The sequence below is a fragment of the Gelidibacter japonicus genome, from assembly GCF_010725055.1.
Taxonomy (GTDB): domain Bacteria; phylum Bacteroidota; class Bacteroidia; order Flavobacteriales; family Flavobacteriaceae; genus Gelidibacter; species Gelidibacter japonicus.
In genome coordinates this window covers 104,631-123,176 of the sequence record NZ_BJKB01000007.1, presented here as the reverse complement: position 1 = coordinate 123,176, position 18,546 = coordinate 104,631, and the positions used below count along the sequence as shown (strand labels likewise).

The following is an 18,546-nucleotide window of genomic DNA, read 5'->3' as shown; positions in this document are numbered from 1 at the left end:
GAAGCTTACAAGATTTTAAACCTCGTTGCATCGAGGATTATCGATTTATAAAAGAACAAAATAGTAATTGAATGAGAAAATTGATTATACTTTTAACATTTCTGCCCTCTTTCTTGATGGCTCAGCACTCTATAGAAGGTGTTTTTTCACCTGTAGAAGATTTTACCTACGCTTTTCTATACAAATCAAGTCCAACGGGTGCCGAATATGTCGATCGCGCCAAGGTGGATGAAAAAGGCCATTTTAAGATCAAATTGGACACCACAGAGACTGCTGGAATTTATAAAATAGTCTATGGTGTGCCCCAAGAAATCAACAACTTCGATTTGATCTATAGTGGTAAGGAAGATGTTGTTTTACACTTTAGTTTGACTGAAGGTTTAGAGTTTAAGGAATCCAATGAGAATAAGTTATGGGCGTCCTATACCAATAGTATTGAAATGATCAACAGGGCCATCAGCAATTTTTATACACATAAAAGTGACGATAAAGCGGCCTTTATGGATATTTTTAAAACCCTGAAAGAAACTCAGGATGCTTTTGAACTCGCGTCAAAGGGGACTATGGCCTCGGTGTTTATTAAAGCCAATAGGCCTTATATTCCTGAAGCCTATGAAGATATTTCCACCTATTCCAAAAATTTAAAAGATACCTATCTCGCCAATGTCGATTTCAGTAATCCCCTTTTGCAAAGTTCAGAGTTTTTAACGGATCGGGTCAGGGCATATATCTTTGGAATGTCACCGGAGGCAACGGAAGATTTTTATAAACATCAAATTGATAATTTGGTCAATTATATTGGTGAGGACAATTCAGAAATCAAAACAGCATTGTTACAGGCTATTTGGTCTAACATGCTGCAGATTGAAGAGGACAACGTGGCCAACTATACTGCGGATACCTATTTATTGAAGCTTGCCACTGAAGCTAATGATACGATGCTGGTTAAGGTGTTGACCATTCATAAAAACAATTCTGTTGGAGCTACAGCCATAGATTTCCCTATTCGTACGGACGTAAACGGTATGATGGTTGAAACAACCCTACATAAATTGGCTATGGCCGATAATTATTTGCTCATTTTTTGGAATAGTGGCTGTTCACATTGTTTAGAGCAATTGCCTGAAATCCGAAAAACAGTTGATCAAATAGATCCTAAAACCTTGCAAGTGATTGCTTATGGAACACAGGGCGAAGATGTGACGTGGGAGAGCGAAATTCTTAAGTACCCTAAGTTCATTCATATTATAGATTCAGGGACGCCAAGACGTTATGTGAGCCATGAATATGGCGTTGAAAGTACACCAACCTATTTTATTTTGGATAAGGACAAAAAAATTATTGCAAAACCCGATAGTTTAGAAGAATTACAAACACTATTAAATGACTTATAAGAGAAAAGAGGCCGTACTGAAAAACGGCCTCTTTTTCTGTCTTATGCCAAACTCGGAATTCTCAGAACTTGCCCTGGATAGATTTTATCAGGATCGGTCAACATTGGTTTGTTAGCTTCAAATATGATGGGATATTTCATGGCATTCCCATAATATTTTTTGGCTATCTTTCCTAAGGTGTCCCCTTTGATGACCGTATGAAACTGCGCCTCAGGTTCGGCATGTTCAACACTCATCTGGTCGTCTACTGACGCAATCCCGTTGGTGTTACCAATTACTAAAACAACTTTTTCTCTTGTAGATTGATCATAGGCCTTTCCTTTTACAATCGCCATGTCATCATCAATCTTGATTTTTAAATCCTCAACCTCAAGTTTCAGATCTCTAATTGTTTCTTCGAGTTTTCTGGCTCCTGCTTCTTTTGCATTAAGTTCATTTGCAGCGGCTTTTCTATTGGCATTAGCTTGTGCTTCTGCTTTTTCTTCGGCGTCAGTATTTCCAACACCAAATACCTTTGCTCCGGCATTTTTAATAAATGAAAATAGTCCCATATAATTTTAAGTTTTTAAGAGTTTTTCTAATGATGTTTTTAATACGACATTTGAATGTTTAATTCAATCAGTTGCTGATTTAATAGGTAATTTACAACAACTAATTGAAATCTTGTGATGGGACCTATCAATAAATTTTTAAATAAAAAGAGAACGCCCATCTAAAATAAATCAGATGAGCGCTTCCAGAAACTAAATAACCAACCAAAATTTAGTTTCTTTTGTTTACCCGAGGGTTATCTCTTTTTGCAGTTTTCTGCTTGCGTTTTTTCATTATATCAGATGATTTTGTCTTACCATCGTTAGTAATACCTTTAGCTTCAGCATTCCGCATATATTGTATGTAGCCGCGTCCAGTAAATTCATAGGTCGTACCGGAATTGGCATGATATAACTCTATCACTTGATCATTGACAACGCTCAATTCAAAGAATTCATTGTCAAAATAATCATAATCTAATGTTAATGTTTTGAGGTGTGTGTTCCCTGTAATATTGCCCACACCATAGACTCCAGTGTAATCCCAATAAATATCATCAGGATTCAAGATATTATAATCCTTTGAACTTCTGAATTCAGAATCGTTTCCGCCTGCTAAAAACTGTAAGTAATTTTCATCGTCAAATTCATTTAAGGCACCCATTTGACTGGTATAGGTTTTTTCCCAAGCATTATATTCTTGTAGGAAATAATGGATATTATCATAAAATACAAAGTCATAGTCAAATTGCGATTTTTGATACCCATGTAAAAAGTAAGATGTGTCGTTAAACGGATTATATAATTCGATGGTGTCAAAATCTACTTGATAAACATCAAATGTTTGATAGCCATCAAGATCGTGATAGATGTCTAAGGTCATTTCATAGGCATCGTATTCTCCAATATCAATCCCGAAACCATTGCCCTGTCCATTGGGCCCAAAACCCACTAAATTATTATTGGCAAATAAGACCCCATTTCTAAACGAAAGCGTAAATGCAATTTGTAGGAAAGGCGTTTCACCATAACCTACCGTTTGATTGATGTCAACATACCACAGATCATATGAGCCTAACAGATGATTCAATGATACAGCTGGCTCTTCATAAACAGTATTGGTACTGCATGAGGTAAATATAGTTGCCGCTAGGGCAAATCCGAAAAGTAATTTTAGAGTTTTCATCCGTTCAATTTTATTTTAAAATCTTGGTTTGATCTGTTTGAGGGCAGTTCGTTGAAGATCCTAGCATTTTTCACAATCCAACACTTTAAAGATTATAATGGCTAAGATTCAAAACACGTGCCAAAAATTTATTTTCAGTTGATTTTGGAATGGAATAACCGCTATTTTTTGTGTATTTTTGAACCGCATTAACTTTAATATATTTATGAGTACACCAATAAAATATGCGGTTTTTGGATCGGGAAGTTGGGCCACAGCAATTGTAAAAATGCTATGTGAAAATCTTGATGAAGTAGGTTGGTATATGCGAAGTGTTTATATTAAAGAACACTTGTTGAAGGAACAACACAACCCAAGTTATTTAAGTTCTGTTGAATTTAACACTTCACAACTTAAGATAAGTAATGACATCAATGAGATGGCAACTTATGCAGATGTGTTGATATTTGTTATTCCATCGGCCTTTATTCATGACGAATTGCTCAAGTTAAATGTAGATTTTAAAGATAAAATTATCGTGTCTGCAGTTAAGGGCATCATGCCCGAAACGGGAAAGTTGGTGGGCGAGCACTTTCATGATATCTACGGTGTTTCATATGAGAATATTGCCGTCATTTCAGGTCCCTGCCATGCAGAGGAAGTAGCACTGGAACGCTTGTCTTATTTAACAATTGCCTGTGCAGATGAAACCAAAGCTGCTCAAATTGCTAAAGCTTTGGCAAGTAATTATATCAAAACTTCAACCAGTGATGATGTGATAGGTATTGAATACGCTGTCATGCTGAAAAACATTTACGCTATTGCGGCCGGAATTGCCCACGGATTGGGGTATGGTGATAATTTTCAGAGTGTCTTGATGAGTAATGCGATACGTGAGATGAAACGCTTTATTAAAAAACGACACAAGATGAAGCGCAACATCAATGATTCTGCTTACTTGGGCGACTTGTTGGTCACTGGCTATTCACTGTTTTCGCGAAATAGAATGTTCGGAAATATGATAGGGAAGGGTTATACCGTTAAGTCTGCACAAATGGAAATGAATATGGTCGCAGAAGGCTACTATGCCACAAAAAGTGCTTATGACCTTATTGAAAAGAATGAAAGAAAAGACAAGTTGCCTATCATTACGGCAACTTATGCGATTTTATACGAAGGCAAGGATCCTAAAAGGATATTTCAGAAACTGACGGAGAAGTTGGATTAGAAGAGGAGTTGGAAGCACGACGTTGGAAGCTTGCAATTGTTCTTGCAGAGGCGCAAAGAAAGGAAATTAGAGTTCAGTTAGAAACATCAAATTTTAATAAAACTTATTGATACTAAGTACAGGCTGCCTGAAAGGATCGGTAAATTTGTGTCATACGAAATCAGTGGACATCTGCTAAAATCAGCGTCCTCGGTGTTCTATTTAACCAAAACCCCCTTTGTCTCCATCAAGGGAATTTTCTGAAAAGCTTTTACGTTAATGGAATTCTTTCTGAAGAGATAGGTTTTTTCGTAAATCTTATTTCCTTCAAAAAAAGTCACTTTAAATTCGTTGTTTAAGGTGAATAGTTCTTCCGGTATGAATTCTATTTTGGCATAACTCTTTTTTGGAAGTACATCCAGCTTTTTGCGGAAAGTGGCCGTAACTTTCTTTTCAGAATATCCACTGGTAACGATTAATACAAGTTCTAAATCGACACCCTTATCATTGATGATATATGCATTCCAATCGTGGGTTTTATAAATCTCATTATACTCATTGACAATGGCTATATATACGCCTTCAACTTTTGGAATTTGGATGTCTTTTTTCATGTTTATTACCTGCGAAGGCAGGGATCTTATTAATTGATTCGCAAAGTTACTATTTTATGGTCAATAATAGTTTTGATGTAATTACGGTTTAATTAAAAAGGAAGACCCGTTACTCAAGTCTTCCTTTTTTCAAATATTTTTAAATTTTCCTATCTGATATGCCTCAAATCATTGGCAAATCATAAGGGTCAAGTATTTATTTCCAACCGCCCCCAAGCGCTTCGTATAGGTCAACAATAGTCAACAGCTGTTGTAATTTACTATCAATTACATTCAACTCGGAATTCAAAACACTTTGTCGCACAATTAGCAAATCGAGGTAGTTGGTAAACCCGCTTTTTAATAATTCTGAAGAATTTTTTTCGGCATTTCTTAATGCTTCAACCTCCAAGATTCTAAATTCAAATTTTCTGGTCTCTGCGTTGTAAGCATGCAATGCGTTTGAAACTTCATTTCCTGCAGTCAATAAGGAGCGCTTAAATTCCAATAAGGCTTGTTCTTGCTGAGCGTCAGCAACCTCTTTTTGGGTCCTGATTTTACGTTGATTGAAAATGGGTTGTGTCAAGCCTCCAACTATGTTTGCAAATAACGAATTGGTGTTTAACAATTGGTCCAACTCTATGCTTTGGAATCCTCCTGATGCCGAAATGGTTAAGGATGGATAAAAGTTGCTTCGCGCTACATTGGTCATTTCAAAAGCTCTAACTAAATTGTATTCTGCCGCGATCACGTCAGGCCTATTTCTCAACAAAGTACTTGGAACACCTAATTTCAAGTCAGATTGCAAGCTTTGTTCCTCAAGGCTACTACGTGTATAACTTTGAGGTTGTTTACCCAATAAGATGCTCATGACGTTTTCAGTCTGAAAAATGGCCGTCTCTAAGTCCACTTGTAATGCTCTGGCTTGATTGTATTGAGCAATATTTTGATCTACCGCCACTTGATTGACATATCCCGCATCCTTCAAGGCTTGAATAGTACTAATGCTACTATCTCTAACCATGACCGTTTTTTTGGTGATTTCCAATTGGGCATCCAAAGCGAGTAATTGGTAATAAGTTGCTGCAATATCTGAAACCAAACGTGATTTCACCGCTTGGTGTGCGGCCACGATTCTTAAATAATCAGCTTCAGATGCGCGTTTGTTGCTCCGTATTTTCCCCCAGATATCGGCTTCCCACGATAGATTTGCAGTCAAATCAAATTGGTCGGATGATCTATTGGTAAGAAAGGAACCTAACTGACTGTTCTTTGACATTTCTTGGTGTGTCACGGAGGCATTTCCATTAATGGACGGGAAATAGGCCGCTTTTCCTTGCTTTACATACGCTTCCGCTGCCAACACTTGTTGCATGGCAACACGGATATCAATATTGTTTTGAAGTCCCTCTTCAATATACTGAATCAAAAAAGGATCGGTGAACAATTCTTTCCATGACAAATCAGCCATGGAAAGTGTATCGGTTGACAACGCATCCGTTCTGAACAGATTTTCAGTTTCTTCAACTTGCGGTCGGTCATAGTCCTTTGCTACAAAACAACTTTGAAGGGAAAATGCTGAAACAGTCAGCATGACCATATATTTTAATGTACGAGTTTTAAGCATTGTTATCATGATTTTGATCGTCGTTAAGTTCTAATGTTTGTTGATTGTGTTCCGCTTCAAGTTCTAATACGCGTTGAGGAGCTCCTGATATTTTTTCCTGTAACCATTGGAAGAACATGAACAGAATTGGAATGACAAACACTCCAAGAACGGTTCCTATGAGCACTCCACCTACGGCTCCAGTTCCAATAGATCGGTTTCCTGATGCACCTACGCCACTTGCAAACACTAATGGCGACAATCCGAAGATAAAAGCAAAGGAGGTCATCAAAATTGGTCGTAAACGTGCTTCGGCGCCATGGACGGCGGCTGCCAAAATGGATTCACCTCGGCGTCGTCTTTGCAGTGCGAACTCCACGATCAAAATGGCGTTCTTGGCTAAGAGTCCAAGTAACATAATCAGTGCAATTTGGAAATAAATATTATTTTGTAATCCTGTAAGTTGCGTTGTGAAATACGCTCCAAAAACCCCTAGTGGTAAGGATAGAAGTACAGAGAATGGAATCAAATAGCTTTCGTACTGGGCAGCCAACAGGAAATAAACAAACACTAAAGACAATATAAAAATGGTCGTTGTTTGGTTGCCTGCATTCACTTCCTCACGAGTCAATCCAGAATACGCAGTGGTATAATTGGCAGGTAAGGATTGTGAAACTTCATTTACTGCTTTAATAGCATCACCAGAACTAAAGCCAGGGGCTACTGCTGCATTTAAAGTTACAGAATTAAATAGATTGAAACGGGTTACGGATTGTGGTCCGTAAACTCTTTTTAAGTTGACAAATGTTGTAATTGGAGTCATTTCTCCGGTACCTGTACGTACATAGAGTTTGCCCAAATCACTTTCTTCAGCACGATCCTGAGGCAAAGCTTGAACATATACACGATATTGTTTACCAAATCTTGAGAAATCGGCAGCGAAAATACTTCCAATATACCCTTGAAGTGTTGAAAATATATCACTGATAGGTACACCTAATTCCTTAGCCAGTTCGGCATTTAACTCTATCTCATACTGCGGATAATGGGTGTTAAACGATGACTGTGCATACTGAATTTCTGGTCGTTGGGAGAGTTTGCCCACAAAATCTTGAGTGACTTTATCTAATTCCGTAAAACTGCCACCTGAGCGGTCCAACAAGTTGACTTCAATTCCCGCCGAGTTACCAAACCCAGGTATGCTTGGTGGTGCAAAGAAGATGATGTTTGCTTCAGGAATCTGTGCCGCTGCTGCGAACATTTTCCCAGTAATACTTTGTACGGAAAGTGAATCGGCATCACGGTTTTCCCAATCGTCCAAACGGATAAAGCCCAGTCCGAAGTTGCTCCCTGCACCTCCCAAAAAGCTACTTCCTTCAATAATTGACCCCCCTTTAACCCCTGGGATTTGAATGAGCTTTTTATATAAATCAGCGTTTACCTGATGGGTTCTGTCTATTGAAGATCCGGCAGGAAGTTCAATATTTACGAATACGATACCTCTATCTTCATCAGGGACAAATCCAGTTGGCAATACGGAAGAAGACCACCAGATAGCACCAACGGATATTGCAAGAACAACCACGGTTATCCATTTATGTTTGTATAGGAAATGAACAGATTTTCCGTATTTGGTAACGGTGGCGTTAAAACCTTTATTGAAACCATCAAAGAATCGTCCAAGATATCCTTTCTTCTTCTTATTTTGCTTGTCGTCATGACCTTTTAGGAACAGGGCACATAAGGCAGGGCTCAGGGTTAATGCATTAACGGCCGAAATAATAATGGCCACAATTAGCGTAACTCCAAATTGCTCATAGAACACTCCCGTCGGACCTTGGATGAAGGTTACAGGAACAAACACTGCTGCCATGACTAAGGTAATGGAAACAATAGCCCCAGTAATATCATGCATGGCATCTACCGTTGCTTTTTTAGGGTCAGATTCTCCTTCATCAATCTTGGCGTGAACAGCCTCTACCACGACGATGGCGTCATCCACCACAATACCAATTGCCAATACCAAGGCGAAAAGTGTTAATAGGTTGATAGAGTAACCAAAAAGATTTAAGAAGAAAAACGTACCGATAATCGAAACCGGAACTGCAATAGCCGGAATTAAGGTTGATCTAAAGTCTTGAAGGAAAATAAACACTACCACGAACACGAGTAAAAATGCCTCAGCCAGGGTGGAGACCACCTTTTCAATGGATGCATTCAAGAACGTATTGGTGTTGTAGGGTATAAAAATCTCTACACCTTTAGGTAAATCGGCTTTGATCTCTTCCAACTTTTTCTCAATATCAATAATAATGTCTCGAGCGTTGGAACCTTTGGTTTGAAAAATACCCATGTTTACCGCTGGAAGGCCGTTGGTAATAGATCCACCTGCATAAGACTGTGCGCCCAATTCAATATCCGCGACGTCAGAGAGTTTTAAAAACTGTCCGTTGCCCAGGGCTTTAATGATAATATCGCTATACTGCGCTTCAGTTTTAAATCGGCCACCGTATTTGATGACATAACTAAAGGCTTCTCCGTCATTTTCACCCAATGATCCTGCGGCAGCTTCCAAACTCTGTTCGCGCAATGCTGCGGTAACATCGGTAGGAATCAGTCCGTAGGCAGCCATTTTTTCCGGACGCAACCAAATACGCATGGCGTAATCTTTGACTCCAAACACATTCACATCACCAACGCCGTCAACCCGTTGTAATTCTGGAATGACATTGATTTTTAGATAATTCTGTATAAATGTGGCATCGTAATCAGGATTGGTGCTATAAAATGAGGTAAACATCAAGGCGCTGGTTTGCTGCTTTGAGGTAGTTACACCGGTTTGCAACACCGCTTGGGGCAATTGCGGATTGGCACGTGCCACACGGTTTTGAACGTTTACCGCTGCAATATCAGGATCGACCTCCTGATCAAAATATACGGTAATGGTTGCACTTCCTGTATTGGAAGCACTGGAGGTAATATAGGTCATTCCTTCCACACCGTTGATTTGCTCCTCGATGGGGATAATCACACTCTCCAAGATGGTTTCAGCGTTGGCACCAGGATAATTGGCATTTACTGAAATAGTTGGTGGTGCAATATCAGGATATTGCGTAATAGGTAATGTGGTAAGACCAAGAATACCCAAAATCACGATGATGATCGAAACGACCGTTGAAAGTACCGGTCTTTCTATAAATGTCTTTATCATAAGTTCTTATCTTGGTTTATTATCTGAATACTTTTTCGATTGGTTTTGCAATCGTGTCAAAAGGCACTTCCATTGGTTGTATCTGTGAATCACCTCTTAACTTTGCAACGCCTTTTGCAACAATTTTATCGCCTGCTTTAAGACCATCAGAAACTACATAAACATTGTTAACATCGGCTAAAACCGCAATTCGTGTAGAAACAGCCATATTATCTTCAGCTAGTTTATAGACATAATAACTGCCTTGCTGCTCATAGGTAGATTCTTTAGGGACTACCACAACATTTGAATAAGTTTTTGGAACTCTTATTTTTCCGCTGTTGCCGTTGGTCAATAATCTTGAGTCATTATTAAAAACGGCCCGAAAGGATATAGATCCAGTATTGGCATTTACTTGGGAGTTTATGGTTTCAATGGTGCCTTCTTGATCATAAACACTTCCATTGGCCAAGATCAAAGTGACTTTTGGAAGATTTTTGATCTTTTCTTGAATACTGTTGCCATCTGCGTTTTGAATAAAATCAAGATATTCTCGTTCATTCATTGAGAAATAAGCATAGACTTCACTAATGTCAGAAACTGTAGTTAACGGTTCTGGACCTGTAGGACTCACCAATGTTCCCTTACGTAATCTAATTGATCCAACATAACCGTCCACAGGACTTTTTATATTGGCATAGTCAATGTTGGCAACAATGCTGTTATAGGCACTTTGTGCCTGCAATAATTTGGCCTTTGCAGTTTCTAATTGTACACCACTGATAATGTTTTTTTCAACCAGAGGTTTTAGTTTGTCAACCTCAACTTGAGCTGCATTGACATTGGCCTTTGCTCCGGCAGCATCTTGGCTGAGTGTTTGTGTCTCTAACTTGAATAAGGTTTGTCCCTTTCTCACTTTCTGACCTTCGTCAACGAGTACCTCTGTAATATAGCCTGAGATCTTAGGGCGTACTTCACTGTTATTGACGCCTTCAATGCTCGTTGGATAAGTTGTAAAACCTGTTACAGTTTTTTGGGGAATGGTGGTCACTTGAAACGGCATCGGTCCTTGTGGCCCTTGTGGTGCTTGTTCTTTGTCCCCACAACTCAAGAAAAGAGTGATGATACTAAGGGAGATGACTAATGGGAGTTTGATTGTTTTCATTGATTAGAGTTTAGTGTTTTTTTCTAAAATTCTTGATTTTAATGTTGATACTGCTTTGGTGACTTCATCTAAAAACTCGATATAATTGTCATGAAAGTCCAGATTAAACTTTGAAGTATAATCGTTTTTCAATTGATTGGTCTTTTCCTTATATTCTCTTATTTCTAAATGCAGTTCTTTTTGGAGAATCCAAGACTCTGTCATGGCATCAATACTTTGAATGATACTGTCTTCGTTAATAGTGTAATACTTTTTTCGATCGCCGGTTTTGGTGAAGTAAAGAATTCGCTTTAAATCGGCTAAATGGTTTAAATGTGTGGAAATCGTGCTTTTACTGGCACATAAATCTCTGACTAAATCATCAAAAGTGGTCCCAGCCTTACCGGTTAAAATAATATAGGATAAAATACGGGCTGCAACCGGAGCAAGTTGTTCTTTTTGCTCCATAAAGACACCCAATCTTTCGACTAAGTCTTCTTTGTCATTACGCATTTTACTTATCATGTGATTCAAATTTCATGCAAAGATAAGCGAGGTTCGGAACAATCCGAACCAATCGAAGTTAAAAAAATGTTAAATAAAAAAACCGATGAAAACTCATCGGTTATCGTTATGGGTCATAACGATTTATAAAGATGATTTAAATTGCTCCAAAAATCGGACATCATTTTCGCTCAACAATCGGATATCACCAATTTGATGTAAAAGCATGGCAATCCGGTCAATACCCATTCCAAAGGCAAATCCGGAATAGACTTTTGAATCGATGCCGCAATTTTCTAGAACGTTCGGATCGACCATTCCGCAGCCCATGATTTCCAACCATCCAGTACCTTTGGTGATGCGATGGTCGATTTCAGTTTCCAGTCCCCAATACACATCTACTTCTGCACTTGGTTCAGTAAATGGAAAATAGGAAGGACGCAAACGGATTTTACTTTTCCCAAACATTTCGGTGGTGAAATATTGAAGAGTTTGTTTTAAATCGGCAAAACTCACGTCTTTATCAATGTACAAACCCTCCACTTGGTGGAAGAAACAGTGCGAACGTGATGAAATGGCCTCGTTCCTAAACACCCGCCCAGGAGAAATGGTACGGATTGGTGGTTTGTTGGTTTCCATATAGCGTACCTGAACAGAGCTTGTGTGTGTACGCAACAAAATATCGGGATTGGTTTGAATAAAAAACGTGTCCTGCATATCTCTTGCCGGGTGGTATTCTGGCAAGTTCAGTGCGGTAAAATTATGCCAGTCGTCTTCAATTTCAGGTCCTTCGCTGACGTTAAAACCTACGCGCGAAAAGATATCTATGATCTGATTTTTAACGATGGAAATTGGGTGACGTGCGCCAATGGCAATAGGTTCGCCAGGACGTGATAAATCGCCAAAGACGCCTTTGATCTCTTCTTTACTTTCCAATTCTTCCTTTAAAGAATTGACTTTGTCTTCGGCAGTGCTTTTTAATTGATTGATGACTTGACCAAACTCTTTCTTTTGATCATTAGCTACGTTTTTAAATTCTGCAAAATATTCATTCAATACTCCTTTTTTTCCTAAGTATTTAATCCGAAATGCTTCGATCTCTTCCTTGGATTGAGCTTTAAAAGCCTCGACTTCAGCGATGAGTTCTTTAATCTTGTCTATCATAAATCAAAAAAATGAATGGCAAATTTAAGGCTTTTCAGATAAAAACCTACAAGATTTTGTAAACCTTAAAGACCTATCAGGTTTTAAACACCTGAAAGATCTGATGAGAGAATTATTTTATAAATTCAGTTTCAATAAAATAATTGACAATGGCTTCTTTCATCAGGACACTTTGTTCCCCTGCTTTTAATGGAGGGAGTTGTTCTTTAATGGTATAATGAGGCCACTTATCCTCATCAAAATAATCGAATTCGTAATAACCATAAGGCTCTAATAATCGACAGATGCCAATATGCATCAAATCCAATTTATGGTCTTTCTTGAACTTTCTATGGAGTTGTCCTAATTCTTGCACACCAATCAAATAGATGATGGCATCCAAATCTAATATATCGCCTTCAGCGAATTGGGTAGAAAGCTTTTTGACTACTAACTCCCAACGTTCTTTTAATAGTTTGTCTCTTGACATGATCACTTCCTGCGAAGGCAGGAATCTTTTTAGTTAATAATTCCTTGTCATTACCATAATAGCAGCGACAATTTTAATTTCCTGCGTGTTACTGAGTTTGTCGAAGTAAGGCAGTAATCTTTTTAGTTAGTATTGAAATTCAACTTCAAATTGGAACGAAACTTGAGATTCAAATCAACTTCAAGTTCAATTTTGTCGGTAACTAAATAGTAGTGACCGTTTTTTGTTGTTAATCTTTCAACTAGAACTCTTAGGCAAAGTTAAGAAACTATACATTCTGTTTAGAATTTATAAGTCTTAAAATCCGAAATTTATGTACGTTTGCTAAAATACAATAGCTTATGAGTGTTTTGGATATCATTTTACTAGGGGTTATCGGTCTTGGATTGGTGAGAGGTTTTATGAAAGGATTTTTTGTGGAAATTGCTTCTGTCATAGCCTTGATCGCCGGGGTATATGGCGCGATCCACTTTAGTAATTATGCCGAAACCTTTATTGATGAAAACTCACAGTGGGATGAGAAAACAATTAATATTATTGCATTTGCCGTAACTTTTCTCATCATTGTCTTGGCGATAGCCTTAGCAGGGAAAGCCTTGACAAAGCTTGCGGATTTTGCCGCTCTGGGAATTGTCAATAAGCTGCTTGGCGCTCTTTTTGGAGCGATAAAATTGGCATTGATTTTAAGTGTAGTGCTCAATATTTATGATATTACTAACCGGGCCATTCCAATGACCGATGAAAAAAGCATTGAAGACTCTGCACTTTATACTCCTGTGAAATCCTTGGTGCCAATGATGTTTCCGATTATCCTGGAAAAGAAGAAAGAACTGGAAGAAGATTGGGAAGAAGATCCTGTTGAGACCGATGGTACCATTTAAAAATATCCAAATGTGTGTTCGCCGTCACACTGTTGGTTAGCCAAATGTTAACCATGTAGCAGATACGCCAAGTTCATGAGGCTATGAATTTTGTAGTGATACAATCCAAATCACAAAAGAATGCACTTTATATATTGATTGGTCTGATGACTAGAGAGCTGCTTTCGTTGGCAGTAATGACTGTAAAACCTGCAACCTTGGCTTGATGGAAATGACAGTTTCGCATTCTTCTCTTAAAATAGGGCTCGCCCGTGTCGGTCGGACGAGCCACGACATTTTTGGTGGTTATTCCAAATGATAAATCTCCATGATTTTACTGAGATATTTATCAAAATCAATTTTCAAATCGATCAACTTTCCTGTTTTGACATCAAATACCCAACCATGTACTTTTAGGCCTCTATCTCTATTTGCCTTTTGAACTGCTGCAGTTTTTATCAGGTTGACACATTGTTCCTGAACATTGAGTTCTACCAATCGGTCATATCTTTTTTCTTCATCTTCAATGGCATTTAGTTTGTTGCGATGGATTCGATAGACGTCACGGATGTTACGAAGCCACGGATTTAGAATCCCCAAATCAGCCGATTGCATCGCCGCTTTAACGCCACCACAGGCATAATGGCCACAAACGATAACGTCTTTAACCTGCAACTGATTGACCGCATAATTGACTACAGACATGACATTAAGATCAATACTAATGACCATGTTTGCAATGTTGCGATGTACAAATACTTCTCCTGGACCTAAGCCCATCAATTCTTCTGCCGCAACGCGACTGTCAGAACAGCCAATAAACAGTAATTCTGGGTTTTGTCCTTTGCTTAAACCCTCAAAGAAGCTTGGGTCAGCAGACAGTCTATCTTTGATCCATTTTTTGTTGTTTGCAAATACTTTGTTTAAATCCATCTTATTTAAATTCTTATTTTAAACATTCCAATTTATGTTTGGAGTTGATGCACTAAAAGTAGTGATAAAATGGCTTTTTTTGAATCAAATATGAAAGAATAAAACGTTCATGTTTACGAACTAGATATGCGTATCCAGCGATTCCATATTGGTAAATCGCAATAAAGCAGTGGAATAGGGGCATAATTTTTATTCTAAGGAAACTTGCTTCTTTTTTAATAAAATTATAACGAAGAATGTCCAAATGTCTTTATTGGGTGTTTATCCTCAGGAAACCATCCATGAAAGTCTAAAGTGCTTTTATGTCATCAGCAGGAATCCAACCGGTTTTTCCATCGGCGATCTGTATTTTTTTCCAGTGATTGACAGTATCCAAAATTTGAACTTTTGTACCTTCATGAAGCTTAAAGGATTCAGAACTTCTTAGGTTTGGCTCACTTTTTACTTGACTCTCTTTGGCAAAGACAATGGCAGGTTGATCATTTTTTGTAGAATGATAATTATTAAAAGCCAAAGCTACAGAACAACATGAGAGAATAAAGAAAGTTATCGCGGTGATAAACGCCACTCGTTTTTTGGTGGAGCCATAATTAAAATAATAAATGAGATAAAATACCACAAAAAGCACCATCAACAGTATCGATAATTTAGCCCAAGTATCAAAAGTGAGCCAATTGGTGATCTTCTTTGCGAATTTTTCGAATCCAAACACAGGCGTCTTGTCTATGGCATCAATGGTCATATTGCGGGCAAATGCAATATTGTTGTGAATTTCCTTATCGTTTGGTGATAATTTTAATGCCTTTTCGTAATAATAAATACTTGGGGCAATATGATTGAGTTTATAATGTGCATTGGCCAGATTAAAGTACAGAGCTGCAGAATGCTCTCCAGACTCAATAATGCTTTCATATTTTGAAATGGCATCTTCAAAATCGCCTTTGTTGTATAAGTCATTGGCTTGTTGAAAGAGCTGCTCATTTTGGCCAAACCCTAAGCTGCCAATTAAAAATACCAGTATATAAATAAAATGCTTCATCTTATCGAATCTGTTTATCAATTACTGAAATAGTTTGGGCTGCTTTGTCATAATCATGTTGCATGGTCACTTCAGAAAAAGGTGTATAGCGCGCCAATTCGCAACTGTCAAGAATGGTTACAAACTCATCTATTACATATTCGTCCACTTGTCTTCTTAAGAGTAACTCTTTAATCCGATCCTTACTGAAATCGCTGGTTTCAATACGCAGTTTTGCTTTTAAGTAATTATGAAGGGCTCTTTCGAGAGCAATATAAAAGGCTTCTTTTTGACCCAATGATTTTCTGGCTTCTCCCAAATATTTTTTGGCAAGTTTATCTGCCTTACGTATTTTATTCCCTTGTATGTCAGCACGACGCTCTGCCTTCTTCTTACGGAAAACCATTGCCAAAGGAATGGCCATAAGCGGTAATAAAAGTGAACTCCAATACCAAGAAGAGTTAAAGAAAGGCTCCGATTTAATTGGTTTAAGATTTGCCTCGCTTTTAACAAATGCAAACTGATCGTTATTCATGATCACCCGCTGTTTACCTTCCCCAGCAACGGTTATATTGCTATCGGTATGCGTACTGTTTGTTGGGCCTTCAAGTACGTTGATCATCATTTCTCCTGAAGAAATGGTTTTGTACGACTCTGTTTTTAAATCGAAATATGAAAATTCTACATTTGGAATAGGATACTTGCCCTTAAATTGTGGGACAATCGTATAACTATCTGCAATGCCACCTTGCATGCCGTCAATAGTGGTTCTTATATTTTGGGTGTGTTCTGGTTCATAGACCTCTAAGGAACTAGGTAAAGTTAATTTCGGCAATTGAAACAGTTTAAGGTTTCCCTTACCTTTTACTTCCAGTCGTGCCTGTAGAGACTCCGTGGCATTTAATTCGCTTTTGGAGGTGGTTACCTTAAAATCAAAATTACCCACAGCTCCAGTGAAGTTATCAGGTTTTCCGATTTCTGGAAGTGGTTTAACCTCAAGTGTTTTACTACCAGCAGAAACTGTTTTGTGAACTTGGGTCATCAACCGACCGCCAAAAAAGTCGCGTCTATTGGAAGGTACCTCTACTGTAATATCGAGACTTAAAGGTTCAATCTCCAACTTTCCTGATTTTTGCGGATATAGAACCACCTGTTTGATGACCAAAAAGCGATAAGGCCGTCCTTTAAATTGAACGTTTTGAATTTTATTTCCTTTGAGGTCAATATTCTGACTCCAAAAGTCATTGTATTTCGGGCTGTCAATTTCCCTAAATGTACTAACGCCGATATCTTCAGAAACATATAATTTATAAACCACAGTTACGGCTTCGTTGAGATAAGGGTTTCCTTTTGATATTTCTGCAATGAGATGAAGGTTGTCATCTGCAACATTTTCAGCATTGTCGGGATCATTAGGCCTGTTGACTGCTGAAGTAATTTGAACGGTTACCGGCGAAGTTTTATAAATTTCACCTTCAATTTCAATGGTTGCTTGATTGATTGTAATCGTTCCTGTTTTTTTTGGAGCTAAAAAGTAACTGTAGGTCTTTGTGAACGAGCGAACACCATTGATCCAAGAATGGCTGACGGATTGGTTTGGGCCACCTACTACCGTAAAGTCATTAAATGACGGTGGATTGAAATTATCGCCATCGGTATTCATTTCAAAATCGACGCGTAAACGTTCATTGATGCCAAGCTTGGTCTTGCTTACTTTAGCCTCAAACTTTACTTGGGCCGCAACAAAACTTGTACTAGCTACAATTAAAAATAATGATATGTATGCTTTTAATTTCATTGGATTACTGACTACTGTTGACTGTCGCCCGCCAACTTGTTCTCTACCAGTCTTTATCTGTTTGTATTTTGACGCCTTTTTGTTTATCGGCATTCATTTTTTCCTGAACTTTTTGTTCCTGCATATTCATGGCTTCCAATAAATTCTTTATTTGTTGAGGAGATAGTTGACCAGGTTGAGGTTTTTTCTCTTGATTCTTCTGGTCCTTTTCATCTTTTGGTTTCTCTTCATCTTTTTTATCGTCGCCGTCCTTCTTATCCTGATCGTTTTGGTCGTCTTTATTATCTTTCTTGTCTTGATCCTGCTGATCTTGATTGTCTTTATTCTGATCGTCTTGATCTTTGTTCTCGTCCTGTTTATCCTTGTCCTTATCTTGGTTTTCGTCTGGCTGATCATCTTTTTGCTGTTCAGCACATTCTTTTGCCAAAGCTAAATTATAACGTGTCTCATCGTCCGTTGGATCATTTCTTAAGGCATTCTTATAAGCTTCAACTGCTTCTTTACATTGTTTGTTCTTCATTAAAATATTTCCAATATTATGGAAAGCCTTATGCTTGTGCGATTTCTCGGTGGCGTTTTTGGCAGCTTGTTGCTGTCTGTAGAGTGCCTCTTCGTAATTGCCTTCCTTAAAATAGGAATTCCCTAAATTATAGGTGCCTGCTACTGAAGTGGGTTGTTTTGAAATAGCTTTTCGGTATTCTTTTTCTGCAGAAATGAACTTGTTATTATCCATTAGCTCATTGGCTTCATAGATGAGGTTATTCGATTTCTTTTCTGCCAATAATTGTTCTTTTTGGTTCTCCTTATCTTGAGAAAAAGTAAAACTTGTAAAAAACAAAATTAGAAGTGTAAGGTTTTTCATTTTTCTAGGTCATTATGGACTCGTTTTTAAAGTTGATGGTTGTATTCGTCAAAAGTCCAATTCAATCAAAATCATAATTTATCTTCCTCATTTTTAAACAGTTCATAAA

Annotated in this window: 16 protein-coding genes; 3 read left to right on the top strand and 13 right to left on the bottom strand. The window is 38.0% G+C overall.

The features are described 5' to 3' along the window. Positions 1-71: 71 nt before the first annotated feature. The gene (locus G6N06_RS09145; RefSeq protein WP_163516101.1) at positions 72-1,394 is read left to right on the top strand and encodes a TlpA family protein disulfide reductase; all 1,323 of its coding nucleotides are present in this window, start codon (positions 72-74) and stop codon (positions 1,392-1,394) included. 41 nt (positions 1,395-1,435) lie between these two features. On the opposite strand, the gene lysM is transcribed toward G6N06_RS09145, so the two are convergent. Both lysM and G6N06_RS09135 read right to left on the bottom strand, forming a co-directional pair. After that, positions 1,436-1,945, bottom strand: a complete 510-nt coding sequence (lysM, locus tag G6N06_RS09140) for a peptidoglycan-binding protein LysM (protein WP_163516099.1) — start codon at positions 1,943-1,945, stop codon at positions 1,436-1,438. Between the two features lie 211 nt (positions 1,946-2,156). Continuing rightward, positions 2,157-3,110, bottom strand: coding sequence for a nicotinic acid mononucleotide adenyltransferase (locus G6N06_RS09135; RefSeq protein ID WP_163516097.1), 954 nt, complete (start codon positions 3,108-3,110; stop codon positions 2,157-2,159). Between the two features lie 205 nt (positions 3,111-3,315). Here G6N06_RS09135 and G6N06_RS09130 point away from each other — a divergent pair, with 205 nt between their 5' ends. Further along, positions 3,316-4,317, top strand: a complete 1,002-nt coding sequence (locus tag G6N06_RS09130; protein ID WP_163516095.1) for an NAD(P)H-dependent glycerol-3-phosphate dehydrogenase — start codon at positions 3,316-3,318, stop codon at positions 4,315-4,317. Between the two features lie 197 nt (positions 4,318-4,514). Here G6N06_RS09130 and G6N06_RS09125 read toward each other — a convergent pair whose 3' ends face one another. The 7 genes from G6N06_RS09125 to G6N06_RS09095 form a co-directional block, all read right to left on the bottom strand. Continuing rightward, positions 4,515-4,910: a hypothetical protein gene (locus G6N06_RS09125; protein ID WP_163516094.1), complete on the bottom strand. Its 396-nt coding sequence runs from the start codon at positions 4,908-4,910 to the stop codon at positions 4,515-4,517. A gap of 196 nt (positions 4,911-5,106) precedes the next feature. Continuing rightward, the gene (locus G6N06_RS09120; protein ID WP_323028306.1) at positions 5,107-6,516 is read right to left on the bottom strand and encodes an efflux transporter outer membrane subunit; all 1,410 of its coding nucleotides are present in this window, start codon (positions 6,514-6,516) and stop codon (positions 5,107-5,109) included. After that, complete coding sequence (locus G6N06_RS09115; RefSeq protein WP_163516090.1) at positions 6,509-9,706, bottom strand: efflux RND transporter permease subunit; 3,198 nt, start codon at positions 9,704-9,706, stop codon at positions 6,509-6,511. The genes G6N06_RS09120 and G6N06_RS09115 overlap by 8 nt, the downstream gene beginning before the upstream one ends. Before the next feature lie 19 nt (positions 9,707-9,725). Then, the gene (locus G6N06_RS09110) at positions 9,726-10,850 is read right to left on the bottom strand and encodes an efflux RND transporter periplasmic adaptor subunit (RefSeq protein WP_163516088.1); all 1,125 of its coding nucleotides are present in this window, start codon (positions 10,848-10,850) and stop codon (positions 9,726-9,728) included. A gap of 3 nt (positions 10,851-10,853) precedes the next feature. Then, the gene (locus G6N06_RS09105; RefSeq protein ID WP_163516086.1) at positions 10,854-11,354 is read right to left on the bottom strand and encodes a GbsR/MarR family transcriptional regulator; all 501 of its coding nucleotides are present in this window, start codon (positions 11,352-11,354) and stop codon (positions 10,854-10,856) included. A gap of 123 nt (positions 11,355-11,477) precedes the next feature. Then, on the bottom strand, positions 11,478-12,497 hold the full coding sequence (gene pheS, locus G6N06_RS09100; RefSeq protein WP_163516084.1) for a phenylalanine--tRNA ligase subunit alpha: 1,020 nt from the start codon (positions 12,495-12,497) through the stop codon (positions 11,478-11,480). A 112-nt stretch (positions 12,498-12,609) separates the two neighbouring features. Beyond that, on the bottom strand, positions 12,610-12,966 hold the full coding sequence (locus G6N06_RS09095) for a hypothetical protein (RefSeq protein WP_163516082.1): 357 nt from the start codon (positions 12,964-12,966) through the stop codon (positions 12,610-12,612). A 341-nt stretch (positions 12,967-13,307) separates the two neighbouring features. On the opposite strand from G6N06_RS09095, the gene G6N06_RS09090 reads away from it, so the two are divergent. After that, a complete protein-coding gene (locus G6N06_RS09090) occupies positions 13,308-13,847 on the top strand; it encodes a CvpA family protein (RefSeq protein ID WP_163516080.1) in 540 nt (179 codons plus the stop codon). Positions 13,848-14,132: 285 nt separating this feature from the next. Here G6N06_RS09090 and G6N06_RS09085 read toward each other — a convergent pair whose 3' ends face one another. The 4 genes from G6N06_RS09085 to G6N06_RS09070 form a co-directional block, all read right to left on the bottom strand. Continuing rightward, complete coding sequence (locus G6N06_RS09085; RefSeq protein WP_163516078.1) at positions 14,133-14,759, bottom strand: carbonic anhydrase; 627 nt, start codon at positions 14,757-14,759, stop codon at positions 14,133-14,135. Between the two features lie 289 nt (positions 14,760-15,048). After that, positions 15,049-15,798 (bottom strand): tetratricopeptide repeat protein, encoded by a 750-nt coding sequence (locus G6N06_RS09080; protein WP_163516076.1) that lies wholly within the window; start codon positions 15,796-15,798, stop codon positions 15,049-15,051. A 1-nt stretch (position 15,799) separates the two neighbouring features. Then, positions 15,800-17,575, bottom strand: a complete 1,776-nt coding sequence (locus G6N06_RS09075) for a BatD family protein (protein WP_163516216.1) — start codon at positions 17,573-17,575, stop codon at positions 15,800-15,802. A gap of 43 nt (positions 17,576-17,618) precedes the next feature. Further along, positions 17,619-18,437: a tetratricopeptide repeat protein gene (locus G6N06_RS09070; RefSeq protein WP_163516074.1), complete on the bottom strand. Its 819-nt coding sequence runs from the start codon at positions 18,435-18,437 to the stop codon at positions 17,619-17,621. Positions 18,438-18,546 lie beyond the last annotated feature (109 nt).

What these genes read in the sequence shown, in the direction of transcription:
- G6N06_RS09105 (WP_163516086.1), bottom strand. Translation starts at nt 11,354, where the DNA reads ATGATAAGTAAAATGCGTAATGACAAAGAAGACTTAGTCGAAAGATTG.
- G6N06_RS09110 (WP_163516088.1), bottom strand. Translation starts at nt 10,850, where the DNA reads ATGAAAACAATCAAACTCCCATTAGTCATCTCCCTTAGTATCATCACT.
- G6N06_RS09135 (WP_163516097.1), bottom strand. Translation starts at nt 3,110, where the DNA reads ATGAAAACTCTAAAATTACTTTTCGGATTTGCCCTAGCGGCAACTATA.
- G6N06_RS09095 (WP_163516082.1), bottom strand. Translation starts at nt 12,966, where the DNA reads ATGTCAAGAGACAAACTATTAAAAGAACGTTGGGAGTTAGTAGTCAAA.
- G6N06_RS09090 (WP_163516080.1), top strand. Translation starts at nt 13,308, where the DNA reads ATGAGTGTTTTGGATATCATTTTACTAGGGGTTATCGGTCTTGGATTG.
- G6N06_RS09085 (WP_163516078.1), bottom strand. Translation starts at nt 14,759, where the DNA reads ATGGATTTAAACAAAGTATTTGCAAACAACAAAAAATGGATCAAAGAT.
- G6N06_RS09145 (WP_163516101.1), top strand. Translation starts at nt 72, where the DNA reads ATGAGAAAATTGATTATACTTTTAACATTTCTGCCCTCTTTCTTGATG.
- G6N06_RS09130 (WP_163516095.1), top strand. Translation starts at nt 3,316, where the DNA reads ATGAGTACACCAATAAAATATGCGGTTTTTGGATCGGGAAGTTGGGCC.
- G6N06_RS09125 (WP_163516094.1), bottom strand. Translation starts at nt 4,910, where the DNA reads ATGAAAAAAGACATCCAAATTCCAAAAGTTGAAGGCGTATATATAGCC.
- G6N06_RS09070 (WP_163516074.1), bottom strand. Translation starts at nt 18,437, where the DNA reads ATGAAAAACCTTACACTTCTAATTTTGTTTTTTACAAGTTTTACTTTT.
- lysM (WP_163516099.1), bottom strand. Translation starts at nt 1,945, where the DNA reads ATGGGACTATTTTCATTTATTAAAAATGCCGGAGCAAAGGTATTTGGT.
- G6N06_RS09115 (WP_163516090.1), bottom strand. Translation starts at nt 9,706, where the DNA reads ATGATAAAGACATTTATAGAAAGACCGGTACTTTCAACGGTCGTTTCG.
- G6N06_RS09080 (WP_163516076.1), bottom strand. Translation starts at nt 15,798, where the DNA reads ATGAAGCATTTTATTTATATACTGGTATTTTTAATTGGCAGCTTAGGG.
- G6N06_RS09120 (WP_323028306.1), bottom strand. Translation starts at nt 6,516, where the DNA reads ATGCTTAAAACTCGTACATTAAAATATATGGTCATGCTGACTGTTTCA.
- pheS (WP_163516084.1), bottom strand. Translation starts at nt 12,497, where the DNA reads ATGATAGACAAGATTAAAGAACTCATCGCTGAAGTCGAGGCTTTTAAA.
- G6N06_RS09075 (WP_163516216.1), bottom strand. Translation starts at nt 17,575, where the DNA reads ATGAAATTAAAAGCATACATATCATTATTTTTAATTGTAGCTAGTACA.